Genomic DNA, 18,724 nt, shown 5'->3' with positions numbered 1-18,724 from the left:
CTAGGAGACGCCGGTGTCCGGACCGCAACGCGACCTCACCCCGCTGGCCCCGCTCGGCCTCGCCCGTCTGCGCTCGGGCCCGGTGCGCACGCAGCGGCCGGTCTACGTCGACCTCCTGCCGCCGTGCAACGCCGGGTGCCCGGCCGGCGAGAACATCCAGTCGTGGCTCGCGCTCGTCAAGGCCGGCGACCACGAAGGGGCCTGGCGGCAGCTCACCCGCGACAACCCGCTGCCGGCGATCCACGGCCGGGTCTGCTACCACCCGTGCGAGGCGGCCTGCAACCGGGCCGAGCTCGACGGCGCCGTCTCCATCCACGGCGTCGAGCGCTTCCTCGGCGACCTCGCGATCGAGCGTGGCTGGGGCTTCGACCCGCCCACGACGAGCAGCCGTCGACGCGTGCTCGTCGTCGGCTCCGGACCGAGCGGGCTCTCCGCGGCCTACCACCTGACCCGCCTCGGTCACGCCGTCACCGTCCGCGACAGCGGCGAGCTGCCCGGGGGAATGATGCGCTACGGCATCCCCTCCTACCGGCTGCCGCGCGACGTGCTCGACGCGGAGGTCGGTCGGCTCGTCGACCTCGGCATCACCTTCGAGCAGGGGCATCGCGTCGAGGACCTCGACGAGGAGCGCCGCGAGGGCGGCTTCGACGCGGTCTTCGTCGCGGTCGGGGCACACCTCTCGAAGCACGTCGACATCCCCAACGGCGATGCCGCCCGGGTCCTCGACGCCGTGTCGTTCCTGCGCGAGGTCGAGACGGGTGAGCGCGCCGGTCTGGCCGGACGCGTCGCCGTCTACGGCGGTGGCAACACCGCGATGGACGCGGCCCGGGTCGCCCGGCGGCTCGGCGCCGACGACACGATCATCGTCTACCGCCGGACCCGCGAGCAGATGCCGGCACACGAGGAGGAGGCCCACGACGCGGAGGAGGAGGGCATCCGGATCAACTGGCTGCGCACCATCTCCTCGATGGGCGAGCACGACCTCACCGTCGAGCTCCAAGAGCTCGACGAGCGCGGAAAGCCCCACGGCACAGGCCGGTTCGAGACGCTTGAGGCCGACACGGTCATCCTCGCGCTCGGTCAGGCGAGCGACACGACGTTCCTTCGCGGCATACCCGGGGTGGAGTTCGACGACGACACGGTGCGGGTCGACAAGCGCACCCTCATGACGGGTGCGCCGGGCGTCTTCGCCGGCGGGGACGCGGTGCCGAGCCAGCGCACGGTGACGATCGGCGTCGGGCACGGCAAGCGGGCCGCCCACACGATCGACGCGTGGCTGCGCGACACCGAATGGACGCCCCCGCCCAAGCACGAGCGCGCCGACTTCGACAAGCTCAACCTCTGGTACGTCGGCGAGCACGACCGCCGGGAGCAGCACGAGATCGACGCGGCGCTCCGCAGCCGCACGTTCGACGAGGTGCTGACGGGGTTCAGCCGTGACGAGGCCGCCTTCGAGGCCGGTCGGTGCCTCTCGTGCGGCAACTGCTTCGAGTGCGACGGCTGCCTCGGGGCCTGTCCGGAGGACGCCGTGATCAAGCTCGGCGTGGGCCACCGCTACGAGTTCGACCTGGACCGATGCACGGGCTGCAGCGCCTGCTACCGCCAGTGCCCCGTCCACGCCATCGAGATGGTCCCCGAGCCGGGTCCGGAGGGCTGAGCAGCCATGCGCGTCACGATCGACGGCAACGAAGCAGCCGCGGACGTCGCCTACCGCCTCAACGAGCTGTGCGCGATCTACCCGATCACCCCGTCGTCGACGATGGCCGAGCTCGCCGACGAGTGGTCGAGCCACCGGCGGCCCAACGTGTGGGGGACGGTCCCGACGGTCATGGAGATGCAGAGCGAGGGAGGCGCGGCCGGGGCGATGCACGGCGCGCTCCAGGGCGGGGCGCTGAGCACCACCTTCACCGCCTCGCAGGGCCTGCTCCTCATGATCCCGAACATGTACAAGATCGCCGGTGAGCTGACCTCGACCGTCTTCCACGTGGCGGCGAGATCGATTGCGGCGCAAGGGCTCTCGATCTTCGGCGACCACTCGGACGTGATGGCCGTCCGGCAGACCGGCTTCGCCCTGCTGTCGTCCGCCTCGGTCCAGGAGGCGCACGACCTCGCCCTCGTCGCCCAGGCGGCGACGCTGCGCACGCGGGTTCCGTTCGTCCACTTCTTCGACGGCTTCCGCACGTCTCACGAGATCAACACCGTCGAGCTGCTGCCCGACGAGGTCCTGCGCGAGCTCGTGCCCGAGCAGCTCGTCCGCGAGCACCGGCTGCGGGCCCTCACCCCGGAGCGCCCCTTCGTGCGCGGCACGGCGCAGAACCCCGACGTCTACTTCCAGGCGCGCGAGACGGTCAACCCGTTCTACAGCCGCACCCCCGGCATCGTGCAGTCCGTCATGGACGAGCTGGCCGCCCACACGGGCCGGCCCTACGGGCTCGTCGAGTATGCCGGCCACGACGCTCCCGAGGTCGTCGTCGTCTGCATGGGGTCGGGTGCGCAGACGGTCCGCGAGACCGTGACCCACCTCGTCGGCGGGGGCGCGCGGGCCGGCGCCCTGCAGGTGCGCCTCTACCGGCCGTTCCCGGCAGCCGAGCTCGTGGCTGCGCTGCCGGCGAGCGTGCGGCGGGTCGCGGTGCTCGACCGGACGAAGGAGCCCGGCTCCAACGGTGAGCCGCTCTTCCTCGACGTGCTGACGACGCTAGCGGAGGCCCACCAACGGGGAGCGATCGAGACGATGCCCCAGGTCATCGGCGGCCGCTACGGGCTGTCGTCCAAGGAGCTGACCCCGGGCATGGTCTGCGCGGTCTACGACGAGCTCTGGGAGGAGTACCCGCGGTCGCGCTTCACCGTCGGCATCACCGACGACGTCGGCGGCACGAGCCTGCTGTGGGACCCCGACCTCGTCATCGAGGACCCGGCGATGCTCCGAGCCGTCTTCTACGGGATCGGCTCCGACGGGACGGTCGGCGCGAACAAGAACACCATCAAGATCCTCGGGTCGGACCCGAAGGTCCACGCCCAGGCCTATTTCGTCTACGACTCGAAGAAGTCGGGCGGGCTCACCGTGTCGCACCTGCGCTTCGGGCCGCACCCGATCCGCGCTCCATACCTCGTCTCCAAGGCCCACTTCGTCGGCTGCCACCACCTCGGCCTGCTCGAGAAGATCGACGTGCTCGCGAGCGCAGGTGACGGGGCGACCTTGCTGCTCAACGCTCCCCAGCCGGCAGACGAGGTCTGGGACGCACTGCCCAGGCCCGTCCAGCAGGCCATCATCGACAAGAAGCTGACCGTCTGGGCCATCGACGCCGACGCCGTCGCGCGCGAGGCCGGTCTGCCCGGTCGCACCAACACCGTCCTGCAGACCTGCTTCTTCGCGATCTCCGGTGTACTGCCGCGCCGGGCCGCGATCGAGAAGGTCAAGGCGGCGATCCGCAAGACCTACGGGCGGCGCGGCTCGGAGGTCGTGCGGCGCAACGAGGCGGCGGTCGACGCGACCATCGCCGCACTCCACGAGATCCCGGTGCCGGCGGCGGTGAGCACCGACCGCGAGCCGGATCCCGCAGTGCCCGCCGACGCGCCGGACTTCGTGCGGACCGTCACCGCGGCGATGATGGCCGGTCGCGGTGACGAGATCCCGGTCAGCGCGCTCCCGGTCGACGGCACGTATCCGAGCGGCACGACGGCATACGAGAAGCGGCGGATCAGCGACCTCGTGGCCACGTGGGACCCCGACACGTGCATCCAGTGCGGCACGTGCAGCTTCGTCTGCCCGCACAGCGTGCTCCGGGCCAAGTATGTCGGCGAGGACGCCCTGACCGGTGCGCCAGCGGGCTTCCCGACTGCGCCGCTCAATGCCGCCGGGCTGCCGGACACCCGATACACGCTGCAGGTCTATGCCGAGGACTGCACCGGATGCTCGCTCTGCGTCGAGGCGTGCCCGGTCAGCCCGGTCGGCGAGCCGCACCGCAAGGCGATCAACCTCGAGCCGCTCGAGCCGCAGCTGCAGGCCCAGCGCGGCAACGTCGCCTTCTTCGAGACGCTGCCCCTGGCCGAGCGCTCGCGCGTGGACTTCGGCACGGTGCGCGGAACGCAGTTCCTCCAGCCCCTCTTCGAGTTCTCGGGAGCCTGCTCGGGCTGCGGCGAGACGCCCTACCTCAAGCTGCTCACGCAACTCTTCGGCGAACGGGCCACCGTCGCCAACGCGACGGGCTGCTCCTCGATCTACGGCGGCAACCTGCCGACGACGCCGTGGGCGAAGAACGCCGCCGGCCGGGGCCCCGCCTGGTCGAACTCGCTCTTCGAGGACAACGCGGAGTTCGGGCTCGGGCTGCGCCTCGCCGCCGACCTGCACACGGGGCTGGCCCGAGAGCGGCTGCGCGAGCTGCGAGACGTCGTCGGGCCGGAGCTCGCCGACGCCATCCTCGACGCCCGGCAGGTGCGCGAGTTCGAGCTGACGGCCCAGCGGGAGCGGGTCGCCGAGCTGCTCCGACGGCTCGCCGACATCGGCGAGGTCGGCGGCCCGGCCGTCGCCGACCTACGCAGCGTGGCCGACCACCTCCTGCGGCGCAGCGTCTGGATCGTGGGAGGCGACGGCTGGGCCTACGACATCGGCTCGGGCGGGCTCGACCACGTGCTCGCCTCGGGCCGCGACGTCAACGTGCTCGTGCTCGACACCGAGGTCTACTCCAACACCGGCGGGCAGTCGTCCAAGGCGACGCCCCTCGCAGCGGTGGCGAAGTTCGCGTCGGGCGGCAAGGCCACCGCCAAGAAGGACCTTGCGCTGCAGGCCATCGCCTACGGCAACGTCTACGTCGCACGGGTGGCGATGGGCGCCGACCCGCACCAGACCCTCACGGCGTTCCGCGAGGCCGAGGCCTACGACGGGCCGAGCCTCATCATCGCCTACAGCCACTGCATCGCCCATGGCATCGAGATGAGCAAGGGGCTCGACCAGCAGTACCGCGCCGTCGCCTCGGGTCACTGGCCGCTCGTTCGCTACGACCCGACCGTGCGGGCCCGCGGCGGCAACCCGTTCCAGCTCGACTCGCCGCGCCCTCGGATCCCGCTCGGCGACTACGTCTACAACGAGCTGCGCTACCGGATGCTGCGCAGCTCCGACCCCGCCGAGGCGGAGCGCCTGCTCGCGCTCGCGCAGGAGGCCGTCGACCAGCGGTGGGCGACCTACGAGGAGATGGCGACCCGTCCACCCGCGCGGTATGCCGCCGACGCCCGAAGGAAGGGGTGACCCCGATGCCCGACCTCACCACCCACTACCTCGGGCTCGCCCTGCGCAACCCGGTCGTTGCGAGCGCCTCGCCCCTGTCGCTGCACCTCAAGGGCGTGCGAGCCCTGGCCGACGCCGGTGTCGGCGCGATCGTGCTCTACTCGCTCTTCGAGGAGGAGGTGCACCGCGAGCAGCTGCGCGACCTCCAGATCGTCGAGGCCCACGAGGACGCCTTCGGCGAGGCGCTCAGCTACTTCCCGCGCCAGCACACGCCGGAGCCCGGTGCGGCCCACCACTACCTCCGGCAGATCGAGCGGGCGGTAGCCGCCGTCGACGTGCCGGTCATCGCGAGCCTCAACGGCAGCACGCCTGGCGGCTGGGCAAGCTTTGCTGCGTCGATGGAGTCGGCCGGAGCGGCGGCGATCGAGCTCAACATCTATGCCGTGCCCGGTGACCCGCACACGCCGGGCCGCATCGTCGAGGACCGGCACGTCGAGATCCTGCATGCGGTGAAGGCCGCAGTGACGGTCCCGGTCGCCGTCAAGCTGAGCCCCCACTTCAGCTCCGTCGGCGAGGTGGCCCTGCGGCTGGACCAGGCGGGCGCCGACGGGCTCGTCCTCTTCAACCGGTTCCTCCACCCCGACATCGACCCAGAGACCCTCAGCGTGGAGCCGGGGGTCGCCCTGTCCACCCCGCAGGAGGCCAGGCTGCCGCGCGCGTGGATCGCCATCCTCCACGGCCACGTCGCCGGGTCGCTCGCCGCCACGACGGGTGTCGAGACCGCGGAGGACGTCGCCGCCTACCTCCTCGCCGGAGCCGACGTCGTCATGACGGCCTCGGCCCTGCTGCGCCATGGCGTCACCCACGCCACCACCCTCGTCGAGGGTCTCGAGGCCTGGCTCGACCGCAAGGGTTTCGCGCACATCGACGGGGTGCGTGGCCGGCTCGCCGTGCCCCGCGAAGCCGACCCGACGGCATACGAGCGGGCGGGTTACGTGGCAGCCCTCGAGAGGGGACGGGCCACCTACGGATCGCTCACGGGGCAGGGCGGGTAGCCGGCGGGGCTGACCCCGCCGCGGTCAGGAGCGCAGGCCGCCCTGCACGGTCTCGATGTCGTGCGAGCCCTGCTGGTCGCGGATGTCCGCCGGCAGGTCCTCGAACTCCATGACGCGACGCACCTCGACCGACACCTCCCCGAAGAGGTCCGCGAAGCGCTGTCCGAGCTCGATGGCCTGCTCGCGCGAGTCGACCTGAAGCACGGCGAAGCCGCCGATGACCTCACGGGCCTCCGTGAAGGGCCCGTCGGTGACGGCCAGGCCGGCCGCGCTCTTGCGGATGACCGCCCCCTCGGAGCTGTCGTGCACGCCCTCTGCCGCGAGCAGCACGCCGGACTCGGCACACTCGGTCATGAAGGCGCCCATGGCGTCGACGAACTCGGGGCTCGGGTTCCAGGCCTCAGGAAGGCTCTCGTCGAGCTTGTGGATGAGCAGGTAGCGCATGTCGTCTCCTCGGACGGTCGGTGGTGGAGTGGTGAACTTTCGAGGGGCTGTGGTGCCCAGCCTCCACCCCAACGTCGATCGACGGCCGCCCGATCCGACACGAGATTCCTCGAAAATCCAAAGAGCACTCCGTCGCCCCGCGCCCAACCCCAAATCGAGAGAGCACTCCGTCGGCACGCACCCACCAATCGAAAGAGCACTCCGTCGGCAAACGCCCGCCTGAGCCAATCGAAAGAGCAGTTCGTCGCCCTTCGCGTGACCGCGCGGGGTCGCTCGACGGGGCGGATTCCAGTGGTCGTCGCAACACCCGTGTGAAGGGTGTTGTCAATGGTGGGATGCAGTGGAGCGCGGCAGGGTCGTCCCCCGGTACGTCGTGAGGTGTGGCGGCGGTTCTGGGAGCTGACCCGGGCCGGGGCCTCGGTGGAGGCCGCCGCCGCCGGTGTCGGGATCACCCCGACGCCGGCGTGGCGCCAGTTCCGCAAGGCTGGTGGGGTGAACCCACGACTGAAGCCGCCGTCCGGGCGGTACCTGTCCTTCGAGCAGCGCGAGCTGATCGCGGTGTGGGCCGCGGAGAAGGCCGGGGTCCGCGAGATCGCCCGGCGTCTGGGCCGGTCGCCCTCGACGGTCAGCCGCGAGCTGGTGCGTAACGCCCGGTTCGCGGTGCCCGCCCCGTCCGCGCCGCCGGGGACGCGCCCGTCGCCTCGGCCCTACCTGGCCTCGGTCGCCCAGGCCCGGGCCGAGGCCCGCGGCCGGCGACCGAAGCCAGGCAAGCTGGCCAGCAACCCGCGCCTGGCCCGGTACGTGCAGGACAAGCTGGGCGGGCCGTCGCGGTGGAGCCCGGAACAGATCAGCGCCACGCTCGCCCGGACCTACGCGCACGATAAGACCATGCAGGTCAGCCACGAGACGATCTACCAGGCGTTGTACGTCCAGGGCCGCGGCGGGCTGCGCCGTGAGCTGGCCAGCTGCCTGCGGACCGGGCGCGCGGTCCGGCGCCCCCACCGCAACCCCGGCCAGCGCCGCACCCGGGTCCCGGACGAGCTGCTGATCAGCAACCGCCCGGCCGAGGCCGCCGACCGGGCCGTGCCCGGGCACTGGGAAGGAGACCTCATCATCGGCGCCGACAGCGGCTCGGCAATCGGCACCCTGGTCGAGCGGACCACCCGCTACACGATGCTGCTGCACCTGCCCGGCCGCCACGACGCGGTCGCGGTCCGCGACGCGATGAGCCACGCGATCACCACCCTGCCCGCTCACCTGTGGCGGTCCCTGACCTGGGACCAAGGCTCGGAGATGGTCGGCGCCCACACCGACATCCACCTCGCCACCGGGTTGCCGATCTACTTCTGCGACCCCCACTCACCCTGGCAGCGCGGCACGAACGAAAACACCAACGGGCTTCTGCGCCAGTACTTCCCCAAAAGCACCGACCTGTCCACCCACACCGAGGCACACCTCAACGACGTCGCCGCAGCCCTCAACGCCCGACCCCGGAAAACCCTGACCTGGGACACCCCAGCCCAAGCCCTGGCCAAGCTACTCTCAGGCACCAACGAGTCACGTGTTGCTACGACCCCTTGAACCCGCCCGGCGACGAACTGCTCTTTCGATTGGGGAGGGGTGCGCTCTCGATTGCGGGTAATGGGTGGGTGGACTGTCGGGGAGCCGACGAGGTGCTCTCTAGATTGGGTTTGCGCTTTCGGTGGGGGTCAGAGCCAGCCGCGCTCTTGCGCGACGCGGGCCGCTTCGGCGCGGGTCGACGTGCCGGTCTTGCCGATCGCCGAGCTGAGGTGGTTGCGCACCGTGCCGGCCGAGAGGTGTACGACGGCGGCGATCGCCGCGACCGTCCCCCCGGCCAGGGCAACGGTCAGCACTTCGCGCTCACGCTCGGTGAGGGGGTTCGCGCCGTCGACGAGCGACTCGGTGGCGAGCGAGGGGTCGACCACCCGCAGCCCGGCGTGCACCCTGCGCACCGCCTCGGCGAGCTGGCGGGCCGGAGTGTCCTTGACGACGAAACCCGAGGCTCCCCCCTCGAGGGCGCGCCGGAGGTAGCCCGGGCGGCCGAAGGTCGTGACGATGAGCGTGCGCACGCCCGGCAGCGCGTCGCGCACCGCCGCCGCGGCCGTGATGCCGTCAGCACCGGGCATCTCGATGTCGAGCAGGCAGACGTCGGCGCGACTCTCGCGGGCCCGCTCAACCACCTCGTCGCCACGCCCCACCTCGGCGACGACCTCGAGGTCGCTCTCGAGGGCGAGCAGCGCGGCGAGCGCACCGCGCACGAGGGCCTGGTCGTCGGCGAGCAGCACGCGAATGGTCGTGCTCACAGGACCACCTCCAGCACCGTGCCGTGACCGGCGTCTCCGGTCGTGAGCGACAACCGCCCACCAGCGGCCTCGACCCTCTCACGGATGCCGCGTATGCCGTTGCCCTCCGGCCGCCCCTCAAGGCCACGGCCGTCGCGCACGACGAGCCGGTTGCCCTCGAGCTCGACCCAGCACTCGTCGGCGTCGCTGTGCCGCACGACGTTGGTCACGGCCTCGCGCAGCACCCAGGCGAGCACGGTGCGGTGCCGTGGGTCCACGACATCGACGGCGTGCTCACCGTCCGGCAGGTGGGCCTCGATACCGGCACCCGCGAGCGCCCCTGCTGCAGAGGCGATCTCGTCACCGAGTCGCGCCACCCGCAGGCCTCCGACGGTCGCCCTGATCTCGGCGAGCGCCTGGCGGCTCAGCGCCTGGATCTCTGCGAGCTCCGCCTTGGCCCGCGCCGGGTCGAGGTCGACGAGGCGCTCGGCGAGCTCGGCCTTGACCGTGACGACCGTCAGCGAGTGGCCGAGCACGTCGTGCACGTCGCGCGCCACCCGCTCGCGCTCGGCGACGAGCACGAGCTCGCGCGACATCGCCTCGTACTGCCCGCTGCGGTCGCTGACGACGCGGATGCCCGCGGTCATCACACCGACCGCGAAGACGATGATGACGACGACCCACGTGCCCTCGCCGCCGTCGACGAAGAGCGCAACGGCAACTGCCGCAACGACGCTCGCGACACCGATGCCCACGGCCCAGCGCAGCGGCAGCGCGAACATCCCGAACGACACGACGAAGGGCAGGAAGCTGAGCGCCCCGACTCCGATGAACGGCACCGTGGCCAGGGCGCTGACGACGAGCGCAACCGTGAACGCCACGCCGCGCCGCGCGTCGGGCTCGCAGTGCCGACGGCGGCGGCGGTCGAGGTGCTCGCTCCCGAACACGTAGACCGCTCCGAAGGCCACGACGAGCAGCAGCCCGAGGGCGACCTGCCACCAGGGCAGGCCCGACCCGACGATCGCGATGACGGGGAAGACGAGGAAGACGAGCCAGACGGCGCGGATGCCCCACCCGTAGCGCTCCCACGGGTCACGCCCGTGAGAGCCGCTGCGGTCGGCGCCGGTCGTCGCCGGCGCCGCCGGTCCCGTCACCGCGGGTCCCGTCACTGCCGCTCCCTCCCGCGGCGCACGAAGTGGACCGCGCCGAGACTGAAGATCGTCAGCCACACGACGACGTTGAGCACCGGCACCCACAGCGGGTCCTGCGACCCGTCGGTGAGGTAGCCCTCGGTGAGCGGGTAGCGCGCCAGGGCGGCATACCCGTAGAGCGGGGTGAACTTCGCGATGGTGAGCAGGACCCCGGAGAGCGGGATGAAGAGGTTGCCGAGGAAGGCGAAGATCACCATCGTGCCGCTCGCGGCGCCGACCGCGGCCTCGGAGCGGAAGGCCGTGCCGATGAGCAGCCCGTAGACGGCGAAGACGGCCGAGCCGACGAGGCACAGCAGGCCGCTCAGCAGCCAGGCCGACGCGGTCCCGCGGGCTCCGGTGGCCGCGCCCAACGCATACGTGAGCAGGATGGGCACGGCGGCGACGGTCATCGCGATGAGCGACTTCATCGCGATGTAGGAGGAGTCCGGCAGCGGCGTGAGCCCGAGCTGGCGACCCCAGCCCTGCTGGCGCTCGAGCGCCGCCTGCCCGCCGATGCTCGTCGTCGCGGTGACGGCGCCGTAGGCGGCCATGCTGATCATGACGTACATCGCGACGTTGCCGTTGCCGATGGTCTCGCCCTTGGCGTCGACCGTCGCGCCGAAGATGAGGTAGAAGAAGGCGGGCAGCACCGCGGTGAAGAACATCCCGCTCCAGTCGCGGGTGATCCGCCGCATCTCGAGCAGCGTGAAGGTGGCGTTCATCGGGCGACCTCCTCGGGCACGCCGTGCCGTCGAGCCGGTATGCCGTCCGGCGGGCTCTCGGGAGAGGGCTGGGCGGGTGACCGTCCGGTCAGCGCCATGAACGCCTCCTCGAGGCCCGCGGTGGTGATCTCGAGGTCGCGACCGCCGAGCTCGCCGAGCAGGATCCGGGCGACGGCGTCGGAGTCGCTCGCGGTGATGGCGAGGCGCTCGCCCCGGCGCCTGACGTCGGTGACTCCCGGGAGGCCGAAGAGGGCAGCGGTTGCCCTCGCCACGGCGTCGTCGGCGACAACCGCCGTCACCGTGCGACCGCTGGCGCGCGAACGGATCTCGGCCGTCGGGCCGTCCGCGACGACCCGGCCACCGGCGACGAGCACGATCCGGTCGGCGAAGGCGTCGGCCTCCTCGAGGTAGTGCGTCGCGAAGACGACGGTGCGGCCGGCACTCGCGTCGGCGTGCATCGTCTGCCAGAACTCGTGCCTCGCGGTGACGTCCATCCCTGCCGTCGGCTCGTCGAGGACGAGCAGGCGCGGGTCGGGCAGCAGGGCGAGGGCGAAGCGCAGGCGCTGCTGCTCGCCGCCCGAGCACTTCGACACGCGACGATTGGAGAGCTCAGCCAGCCCCGCGCGGTCGATCACCTCGTCGACGGGGGCGGTGACGGCATACGTCGACGCGATCATGCGGACGGTCTCGCGCACGGTGAGGTCGCGCAGCAGGCCGCCCGTCTGGAGGACGGCCGAGACGTGTCCGCCGACGACCGCGGTGCGCGGCGGCCGGCCGAAGACCCGGGCGGTGCCGCTCGTCGGCTCGGTGAGGCCGAGCACCATGTCGAGGGTCGTCGTCTTGCCGGCGCCGTTGGGGCCGAGGAAGGCGACGACCTCGCCCTGGCCGATGGTGAGGTCGATGCCGTCGACGGCGGTGACCACCGTGTCGGTCGACCCGCGCAGCGGACGGAAGGTCTTGACGAGGTCGCGCAGCTCGATCGCCGGCTCCCCCGAGGAGGCGGCGGTCGGGGACGGTGTGGTGTGCATGCGCCCAGCCTGCCCGGCGAGGCGGCTCGGCGTGAACCGCAGACGTCACGACCGGACCATGACAGGTGTCACGGCTGCGGGCTCGGGGGGCGGTGGCTGCGGCGGCACCGCCCGTCGGACTCACAAGGTCGTCGGGGGCTGCCCCCGTGCGGGGGCGGCGGTGGTCGGGCGAGGTTTGTGAGTCTGACCGGCACCGCGCAGCCGGGCGCGATGGCCCCAACGGCGTTCAGGACGTGCCGGATTCGGTTCCGTCGAATCTGCTGCCAGCGCCCCGCGTGCGCCGCTAGGGTCCGAGCAACCGATGAGGAGAGCACGATGACGCCGAGCACGCGCCCGACCCCCGTCACCCAGACGCCGTCGACCGGTTCGACGCGTCCCCCGGCCCGCTGGAGCGGCGTGCTGCGACGCGGCTCGCATCGGCGCGGCGGGGCCGTGACTGCCCTGACCGCCGTGGTTGCGGTGGGCGCCCTGCTGTCGCTCGGCGCCTGCGGCAGCAGCTCGAGTCCCGACCTCAACGGCAAGTCCTACACCTCGACGCAGGTGACGGGGCACGAGCTCGTGGCCGGCAGCACGGTCACGCTCGCCTTCGCTGACGGGCGCATCTCCGCCAACGCCGGCTGCAACACGATGAACGGCGCGGCGACCTGGGACACCGGCAAGCTCGTCGTCCCCGGCCCGCTGGCCTCGACGATGATGGCGTGCAGCGACGAGCTGATGAAGCAGGACCAGTGGGTCAGCTCGTTCCTCACCTCCTCGCCGGCGCTCAAGCTCGACGGCGACACCCTCACGCTGGGCGACTCGACGACCGGGATGACGCTCACGGCGAAGAAGTAGCACGGGTGCTGCACTGACGGCGCTGATGGCGCTGATGGCGCTGACGGGCAGTCGGCGCTGATGGCGCTGACGGGGCTGTCGTGGCGGCAGGGGTGGCAGGGCTGCCCCTGACGAGCGACGGGCTGACCGGCATGATGAGGCCATGGCGGCCTTCGACGTGCACCTCGAGACAGACCTGCCGCCCGCAGAGGCGTGGCGGCGGGTGCTCGACCTGCGCGCGCACAGCGAGGTCATCCCGCTGACGACGGTGACCGGCGACCAGTTCGAGGCCGCATCGCTCGTTCCGGGCTCGCGCTTCGTCGCCCGCACCGCGCTCGGTCCGCTCGGCTTCGACGACATCATGGTCGTCGACTCGATCGAGCAGCCGGCCCAAGGGTCAGGTGCGCAGGCGCGAATCCACAAGGAGGGCAAGCTGATCCGCGGCACGATCGACTTCCGGGTGACTCCCACGACCTCGGGCTCGACGGTCGACTGGGTCCAGCAGATCAGCGTGCGCGGGGTGCCCCGAGTGGCCGACCCGGTGGTCGCCCGAGTGGCGCGGACGGCATACGGCAAGGCCCTCGTCGAGCTGTTGCGCCGCGGCTGACGGCCCGGCGCCGGCGGGCGTTTCGTCCGAAACGGCCCGCTCGCCACTGCGGCGCTGTCACGATGGGCGGATGAGCGACGACTCCGTGGAGGGCGAGCGAGCCATCTTCCGAGTGGGCCAGGGCGCCGGCGGGCAGGGAGACCCAGCGGCACCCCCCGCCGGGCCACCGGCTGCCCCTCCAGCAGCACCACCGGCTGCCCCTCCGGCAGCGCCCCCAGCGGCACCACCGGCCGCGCCCCCGACTGCCCCTTCGGAGCCAGCGTCCATCTGGCACAACGGTTTTGCCATCGTGGCTGCCATCGTGCTCGGGGTGCTCCTCGTGGCCTTCGTCTTCGTGTCACAGCTCTTCGCCGGTGACCTCGGGCTCGACGCCACCCAGACGGCGAAGCTCGACGGCCGGGCGCTCATCGCCGCGCGGGTCATCGGTCCGGTGACGGTCGTCGGCGTCGCCGTGACGCTCATCGGCGTCTGGATGGCGGCGACCGAGTGGCGGGGACGGTTCGCCACCCAGGAGGGGGGCGAGGGTGAGCGGGAGATCCCCGACCCGTCGAAGATCATCGAGGCGCTGGGCAAGCTGCGCGGCGCCGCCCTCGTGCTCGTCAGCGGCGTCGTCATCCTTCTCGGCGTCGCGTGGATGACGAGCGCGACCGCCTCCGCCCCGCCGGCACCCACGCCGAGCTCGACGTCGACCTCGACGTCAACGACACCCCCGGGCCCGACCCCGACCTCGACGGCCACGCCGACGACCTGACGTCGGGCGGCGAACGTCGGGCGGCGAACACACCGAGCAGTCGACAACTCTGCGTGGCACACCTCGCGGGTTTGGCGACTGCTCGGTGTGTTCGCGAGTCAGGGCGAAAACAATCCGGGCGGCGGCGGGGTGACGAACCCCCGGGCATGACCCGCCTCCGACTCGCCCTCAGCGGCATCCTGGCCGCCATCGCCGGGATCGCCGCCGGACACCTCGTGGCCGGTTTCGTCGACCCGGCGACCTCTCCCGTGCTCACGATCGGCTCGACCGTCATCGACCTCACGCCGACGCCGGTCAAGGAGTGGGCGGTGGCCCACTTCGGCACGGCCGACAAGCCGATCCTGCTCGGCTCGGTCGTGCTCGTCACCCTCGTGGCGGCCGGGCTCATCGGGCTGCTCGCACGCCGCCGGCGCGGTGTCGCGACCGGCCTGCTCGGGCTGCTCGTCCTGCTCACCGCGGCCGCCGCCGTGCTGCGACCGGCCTTCGCCGTCGTCGACCTCCTGCCGTCGCTCGTCACCCTTCTCGTCGGGCTCACGGCCCTCTGGTGGCTGACCGGGCTCGCCCTCGCGACAGATCCCGACGGCGAGCACGTCTCGGCACGGCCCACCCGCGAGGGCACGGCGCGGCGCGAGTTCCTCGGCGGCGCCCTCGGTGTCGCCACGTTGTCGGTCCTCGCCGCCGCGGGTGGTCAGCTGCGCGCAGGCGCCCAGGCGGCCAAGCGGCTCGTCCTGCCCCGGCCGTCGGACCCCGCGCCCGCCTTCCCCGCGGGGCTCGAGGCCAAGGTGCCGGGCATCACGCCGCTGCGCACCCCGAACGACACCTTCTACCGCGTCGACACCAACCTCGCCGTGCCGCGCGTCGACGTCGACCGCTGGACGCTCGAGGTCGACGGCATGGTCGAGCGGCCCTTCAGCCTCACCTTCGACGAGCTCGCAGCGATGCCGCTCATCGAGCGGGACATCACGATGACCTGTGTCTCCAACGAGGTGGGCGGCGGCTACGTCGGGGCCGCGCGGTGGCTCGGCGTCCGCCTCAGCGACGTGCTCGACCGGGCCGGCATCACGGGCCCTCCCGACCAGGTGCTGAGCACGGCGGTGGACGGCTTCACCATCAGCACGCCGCTCGACGTCGTGCGCGACGGCCGTGACGCGATGGTCGCCATCGGCATGAACGGCACGCAGCTGCCCGAAGCCCACGGCTACCCGGCCCGCCTCATCACGCCCGGCCTCTACGGCTTCGTCGGCGCCACGAAGTGGCTGACCAAGCTCACCCTCACGACGTATGCCGCCGAGCAGGCCTACTGGACCCAACGCCAGTGGGCGACCGACGCGCCCATCAAAACGAGTGCCAGGGTCGACACGCCCCGACCCCTGTCGACCATCCCCGCAGGCAGGACCGCCATCGGCGGAGTGGCCTGGGCGCAGCACCGGGGTGTCGGCAAGGTCGAGGTCCGCGTCGACGACGGCGACTGGCAGCAGACCGAGCTCGGGCCTGACGTGGGCATCGACTACTGGCGACAGTGGTACCTCCCGTGGGATGCGAAGCCGGGCCTGCACCGCATCGCGGTCCGCGCCGTCGACCGGTCCGGACGACCACAGCTGACCGAGCGCGCCACCCCCTTCCCGAGCGGGTCGAGCGGCATCCAGGAGGTCGTCGTCACCGTCGAGTGATGAACGCCTCTTCCGCGAAAAAACCTGTCCCCCAATCCAATCCGGTTTCCCGCGCGGCTTCGAACCACCGATGACCGTGCACCACAGAGCCACACAGCCACACACACAAGGAGTGACTGACATGAAGAGCATGAAGACGCGCACCACCTTCGTCGCCCTCGCGATCGCCCTGCCCCTGAGCCTCGCCGCGTGCGGCAGCTCCACCAGCTCGACGACCACCCCTGCCGCCGGCTCGACCCCGATGGCCACGAGCTCCGACTCGATGACGAGCTCCACGCCCTCCGACAGCATGACGACGTCGGAGTCGATGGACGCCGCCTCGGCGGTCTTCGGTGAGGGCTGCGCGGCGGTGCCGAAGGACGGCAAGGGCTCGTTCACCGGCATGGCCACCGACCCGGTCGCGACCGCCGCGAGCAACAACCCGCTGCTCTCGACCCTCGTCACCGCCGTCAAGGAGGCCGGGCTCGTCGACACCCTGAACTCGGCGCCGGAGATCACGGTCTTCGCACCGACCAACGACGCGTTCGCCAAGATCCCGGCTGCCGACCTCAAGAAGGTGCTCGCCGACAAGCCGACCCTCACCAAGATCCTCACGAACCACGTCGTGGCCGGCAAGCTCTCGCCGGACCAGCTCGCGGGCGACCACAAGACGCTCGCCGGCACGACGATCACGGTCAAGGGCTCGGGTGAGAACTTCACGGTGGGCAAGATGGACGCCAAGGTCATCTGCGGCAACGTGCCCACGGCCAACGCGACGGTCTACATCGTCGACTCCGTGCTGATGCCCTGAGCGACGAGCACCCTCACTGACGCAGACTGACGGCTTGGGCGACACAATGGATCCCATGTCACGGTTCTCGGTGGTCCCCTCCGGCGACACCTCGCCGGAGGGGACCGCCCGCATCGACCTGGAGCGGCTGCTGCGGCGGTCGGCTGCGGGTGACGAAGAGGCCTTCGCCCAGCTCTACGACGCGGTCTCGTCCCGGCTCTACGGGATGGTCCGCCGCGTGGTGCGCGACCCGGCCCAGTCCGAGGAGGTCACCCAGGAGGTCTTCCTCGACATCTGGCGGCAGAGCGCCCGCTTCGACCCGGCCCGCGGCAGCGCGCTGTCGTGGATGCTCACCATTGCGCACCGCAAGGCCGTCGACCGGGTGCGCTCGGCGGAGGCCTCCCGCCAGCGCGACGACAGCTACGGCACGAGCAACCAGGACGTCACCCACGACTCCACGTCGGAGGCCGTCGTCGAACGGCTGGATGCGGAGCGGGTTCATCGGGCCCTCGCGACCCTGACCGACGCACAGCGACAGGCCCTCGAGCTCGCCTACCTCTCGGGATACACGCACACGGAGGTGGCAACGATGCTCGACCTCCCCCTCGGCACGGCGAAGACCCGCATCCGAGACGGACTCATCAGACTTCGAGACACGTTGGGGGTGACCTCATGAGCGACGACATCCACGCGCTCTCCGGCGCATACGCCGTTGACGCCCTCGACGACAGCGAGCGGGCACAGTTCGAGCGGCACCTCGCCGGCTGCTCCGCCTGCCAGGCCGAGGTGGCGAGCCTCGTCGCGGCAGCGACCGCCCTCTCGTCGCTCAGCGACATGACACCGCCGCCGGCCCTGCGGGCCAAGGTGCTCCAGGGCATCACGACCGTCCGTCCGCTGCCGCCCATCGTGGCGGGCAACGCACAGCCGGTGGACGTCGCCCACAGCGCCCCGGCCCCTGCCCCCGCGGCAGCCCCGGAGCCGGAGCCCGCTGCGCCGCTGCCCCTCGAGACGACCGCTCCCGCGGTCGGGAGCACGCCCGCGGCGCCGGAGACGGCGCCCGACGAGCTCGCGGCACGTCGAGGAGGTCGCCACGCCGAGACCCGCCGAAGCGGCCCGCTGCGCTGGCTCGTCGCGGCGGCCACCGCAGCCATCCTCGCCATCGGCGGCTTCGCGGTCTGGCGTTCCACCGACGGCGGCTCGACGACGGCCCCCACCGTCGCCGAGCAGGTGCGCTCCGCGCCCGACGCCAAGACCTCGTCGAACGTCGCGCTGCCCGGCGGTGGCACGGCCACCGTCGTCCGGTCGCCCTCGCTGGGCAAGGCGGTCGTCATCACGTCCGACCTGCCGAGCGCCCCGGCGGGCAAGGTCTACCAGCTATGGCTGCAAGACAAGTCCGGTCACTTCACGTCAGCCGGCCTCATGGCCGCGGCCGGTGACCAGACGGTCGTGCTCCAGGGCGACGCGGCCGACGCCCAGGCGGCCGGCATCACGGTCGAGCCGGCCGGAGGTTCCGAGCAGCCGACGTCCAACCCGATCGCGTTCTTCTCCTTCGCCTGACAGTCGTCGGGCGGTCACGGGCGCACTCCCGGCTTCCCCAGCTGGCGCCCGCGACCGCCCGACCTTCCCGTCGAGTGCCCACTTCCCGACGCCGGATGGTGTCGGGTCATGGGCACTCGACAGGGTGATGGAGCGCGGGTATTGCGTCGCCGCAGTTAGTGCGGCACGATTGACGGCATGGGCGATCCGCACGAGAGCACGCAGCAGACCATCGACGCCGCCATCGCGGCGGCGACGGCAGCGCTCTCGGCAGCCGACCCTGCTGCGCCCGCCGCGGCGCTGCCACTGCTGCGCGAGGCCCAGCAGCACCTCACCGTCGCCATCGACGAGGCCATGGCCGCGGTCCTCGTCACCGAGGGCGGCTCGATCCGCATGACCGGGGCCCTCGCCGGCCTCTCGGAGAACGCCGTGGGGCCCCGCCTCGCCCGCACGAGGCTGCTCGCGGCATACGGCTCGGACACGGGGCGCGTGACCGCGGCCGGCGTCGAACGCGCCCGCTACGACCTCGAGGAGGGCCGGCACCGCGACGGCACCGACCTGCCCGAGCCACCCCCGCCGATGCGCTTCCGCGCCCGACGGCCCACCTGAGCGAGA

General features: G+C 72.0%; 17 protein-coding genes. 12 read left to right on the top strand and 5 right to left on the bottom strand.

The features are described 5' to 3' along the window. The first annotated feature begins 13 nt into the window (after positions 1 to 13). Genes FHX52_RS18895 through FHX52_RS18885 form a run of 3 tightly spaced genes read left to right on the top strand, consistent with a single transcriptional unit; the run spans position 14 to position 6,276 of the window. Positions 14 to 1,657 carry an NAD(P)-binding protein gene (locus FHX52_RS18895; RefSeq protein WP_141823935.1) on the top strand — a complete coding sequence of 548 codons (1,644 nt, stop codon included), beginning with the start codon at positions 14 to 16 and terminating at the stop codon, positions 1,655 to 1,657. A gap of 6 nt (positions 1,658 to 1,663) precedes the next feature. After that, positions 1,664 to 5,242 (top strand): pyruvate:ferredoxin (flavodoxin) oxidoreductase, encoded by a 3,579-nt coding sequence (nifJ, locus tag FHX52_RS18890; protein ID WP_141823934.1) that lies wholly within the window; start codon positions 1,664 to 1,666, stop codon positions 5,240 to 5,242. Between the two features lie 5 nt (positions 5,243 to 5,247). Continuing rightward, positions 5,248 to 6,276, top strand: coding sequence for a dihydroorotate dehydrogenase-like protein (locus FHX52_RS18885; protein ID WP_141823933.1), 1,029 nt, complete (start codon positions 5,248 to 5,250; stop codon positions 6,274 to 6,276). A 24-nt stretch (positions 6,277 to 6,300) separates the two neighbouring features. Here FHX52_RS18885 and FHX52_RS18880 read toward each other — a convergent pair whose 3' ends face one another. Then, the gene (locus FHX52_RS18880; RefSeq protein ID WP_141823932.1) at positions 6,301 to 6,720 is read right to left on the bottom strand and encodes a YciI family protein; all 420 of its coding nucleotides are present in this window, start codon (positions 6,718 to 6,720) and stop codon (positions 6,301 to 6,303) included. A 327-nt stretch (positions 6,721 to 7,047) separates the two neighbouring features. On the opposite strand from FHX52_RS18880, the gene FHX52_RS18875 reads away from it, so the two are divergent. Beyond that, entirely contained in the window at positions 7,048 to 8,301 is a 1,254-nt protein-coding gene (locus FHX52_RS18875; protein WP_221630664.1) for an IS30 family transposase, read from the top strand. A gap of 128 nt (positions 8,302 to 8,429) precedes the next feature. Here FHX52_RS18875 and FHX52_RS18870 read toward each other — a convergent pair whose 3' ends face one another. From FHX52_RS18870 to FHX52_RS18855, 4 genes are read right to left on the bottom strand one after another with little or no spacing between them, the layout of a single operon-like run. Further along, positions 8,430 to 9,044 carry a response regulator transcription factor gene (locus FHX52_RS18870; protein WP_141823931.1) on the bottom strand — a complete coding sequence of 205 codons (615 nt, stop codon included), beginning with the start codon at positions 9,042 to 9,044 and terminating at the stop codon, positions 8,430 to 8,432. Then, positions 9,041 to 10,192 carry a sensor histidine kinase gene (locus FHX52_RS18865; protein ID WP_246070264.1) on the bottom strand — a complete coding sequence of 384 codons (1,152 nt, stop codon included), beginning with the start codon at positions 10,190 to 10,192 and terminating at the stop codon, positions 9,041 to 9,043. Before FHX52_RS18865 ends, FHX52_RS18870 begins: the two co-directional genes overlap by 4 nt. After that, positions 10,189 to 10,935, bottom strand: a complete 747-nt coding sequence (locus tag FHX52_RS18860; protein WP_141823930.1) for an ABC transporter permease — start codon at positions 10,933 to 10,935, stop codon at positions 10,189 to 10,191. The genes FHX52_RS18865 and FHX52_RS18860 overlap by 4 nt, the downstream gene beginning before the upstream one ends. Further along, complete coding sequence (locus FHX52_RS18855) at positions 10,932 to 11,963, bottom strand: ABC transporter ATP-binding protein (protein WP_141823929.1); 1,032 nt, start codon at positions 11,961 to 11,963, stop codon at positions 10,932 to 10,934. The genes FHX52_RS18860 and FHX52_RS18855 overlap by 4 nt, the downstream gene beginning before the upstream one ends. A gap of 315 nt (positions 11,964 to 12,278) precedes the next feature. Between FHX52_RS18855 and FHX52_RS18850 the strand changes: the two genes are divergently transcribed. The 8 genes from FHX52_RS18850 to FHX52_RS18815 all read left to right on the top strand — a co-directional run bounded on the left by FHX52_RS18850 (position 12,279) and on the right by FHX52_RS18815 (position 18,718). Beyond that, positions 12,279 to 12,797: an META domain-containing protein gene (locus FHX52_RS18850; RefSeq protein ID WP_141823928.1), complete on the top strand. Its 519-nt coding sequence runs from the start codon at positions 12,279 to 12,281 to the stop codon at positions 12,795 to 12,797. A 142-nt stretch (positions 12,798 to 12,939) separates the two neighbouring features. Continuing rightward, positions 12,940 to 13,383, top strand: a complete 444-nt coding sequence (locus FHX52_RS18845; RefSeq protein ID WP_141823927.1) for an SRPBCC family protein — start codon at positions 12,940 to 12,942, stop codon at positions 13,381 to 13,383. A 289-nt stretch (positions 13,384 to 13,672) separates the two neighbouring features. Beyond that, a complete protein-coding gene (locus FHX52_RS18840) occupies positions 13,673 to 14,134 on the top strand; it encodes a hypothetical protein (protein ID WP_185747382.1) in 462 nt (153 codons plus the stop codon). 146 nt (positions 14,135 to 14,280) lie between these two features. Then, on the top strand, positions 14,281 to 15,804 hold the full coding sequence (locus FHX52_RS18835; RefSeq protein ID WP_141823925.1) for a molybdopterin-dependent oxidoreductase: 1,524 nt from the start codon (positions 14,281 to 14,283) through the stop codon (positions 15,802 to 15,804). 121 nt (positions 15,805 to 15,925) lie between these two features. Next, positions 15,926 to 16,594 (top strand): fasciclin domain-containing protein, encoded by a 669-nt coding sequence (locus FHX52_RS18830; protein WP_141823924.1) that lies wholly within the window; start codon positions 15,926 to 15,928, stop codon positions 16,592 to 16,594. 55 nt (positions 16,595 to 16,649) lie between these two features. Continuing rightward, positions 16,650 to 17,249, top strand: coding sequence for an ECF RNA polymerase sigma factor SigK (sigK, locus tag FHX52_RS18825; protein ID WP_246070262.1), 600 nt, complete (start codon positions 16,650 to 16,652; stop codon positions 17,247 to 17,249). Continuing rightward, the gene (locus tag FHX52_RS18820) at positions 17,246 to 18,130 is read left to right on the top strand and encodes an anti-sigma factor (RefSeq protein WP_141823923.1); all 885 of its coding nucleotides are present in this window, start codon (positions 17,246 to 17,248) and stop codon (positions 18,128 to 18,130) included. The genes sigK and FHX52_RS18820 overlap by 4 nt, the downstream gene beginning before the upstream one ends. Before the next feature lie 177 nt (positions 18,131 to 18,307). Then, complete coding sequence (locus FHX52_RS18815; RefSeq protein WP_141823922.1) at positions 18,308 to 18,718, top strand: hypothetical protein; 411 nt, start codon at positions 18,308 to 18,310, stop codon at positions 18,716 to 18,718. Positions 18,719 to 18,724 lie beyond the last annotated feature (6 nt).

Origin of the sequence: Humibacillus xanthopallidus, assembly GCF_006717145.1 — a bacterium.
Lineage (GTDB): Bacteria > Actinomycetota > Actinomycetes > Actinomycetales > Dermatophilaceae > Humibacillus > Humibacillus xanthopallidus.
Note: the sequence above shows the minus strand (reverse complement) of the source record. Positions and strands in the feature narration are given on the sequence as shown.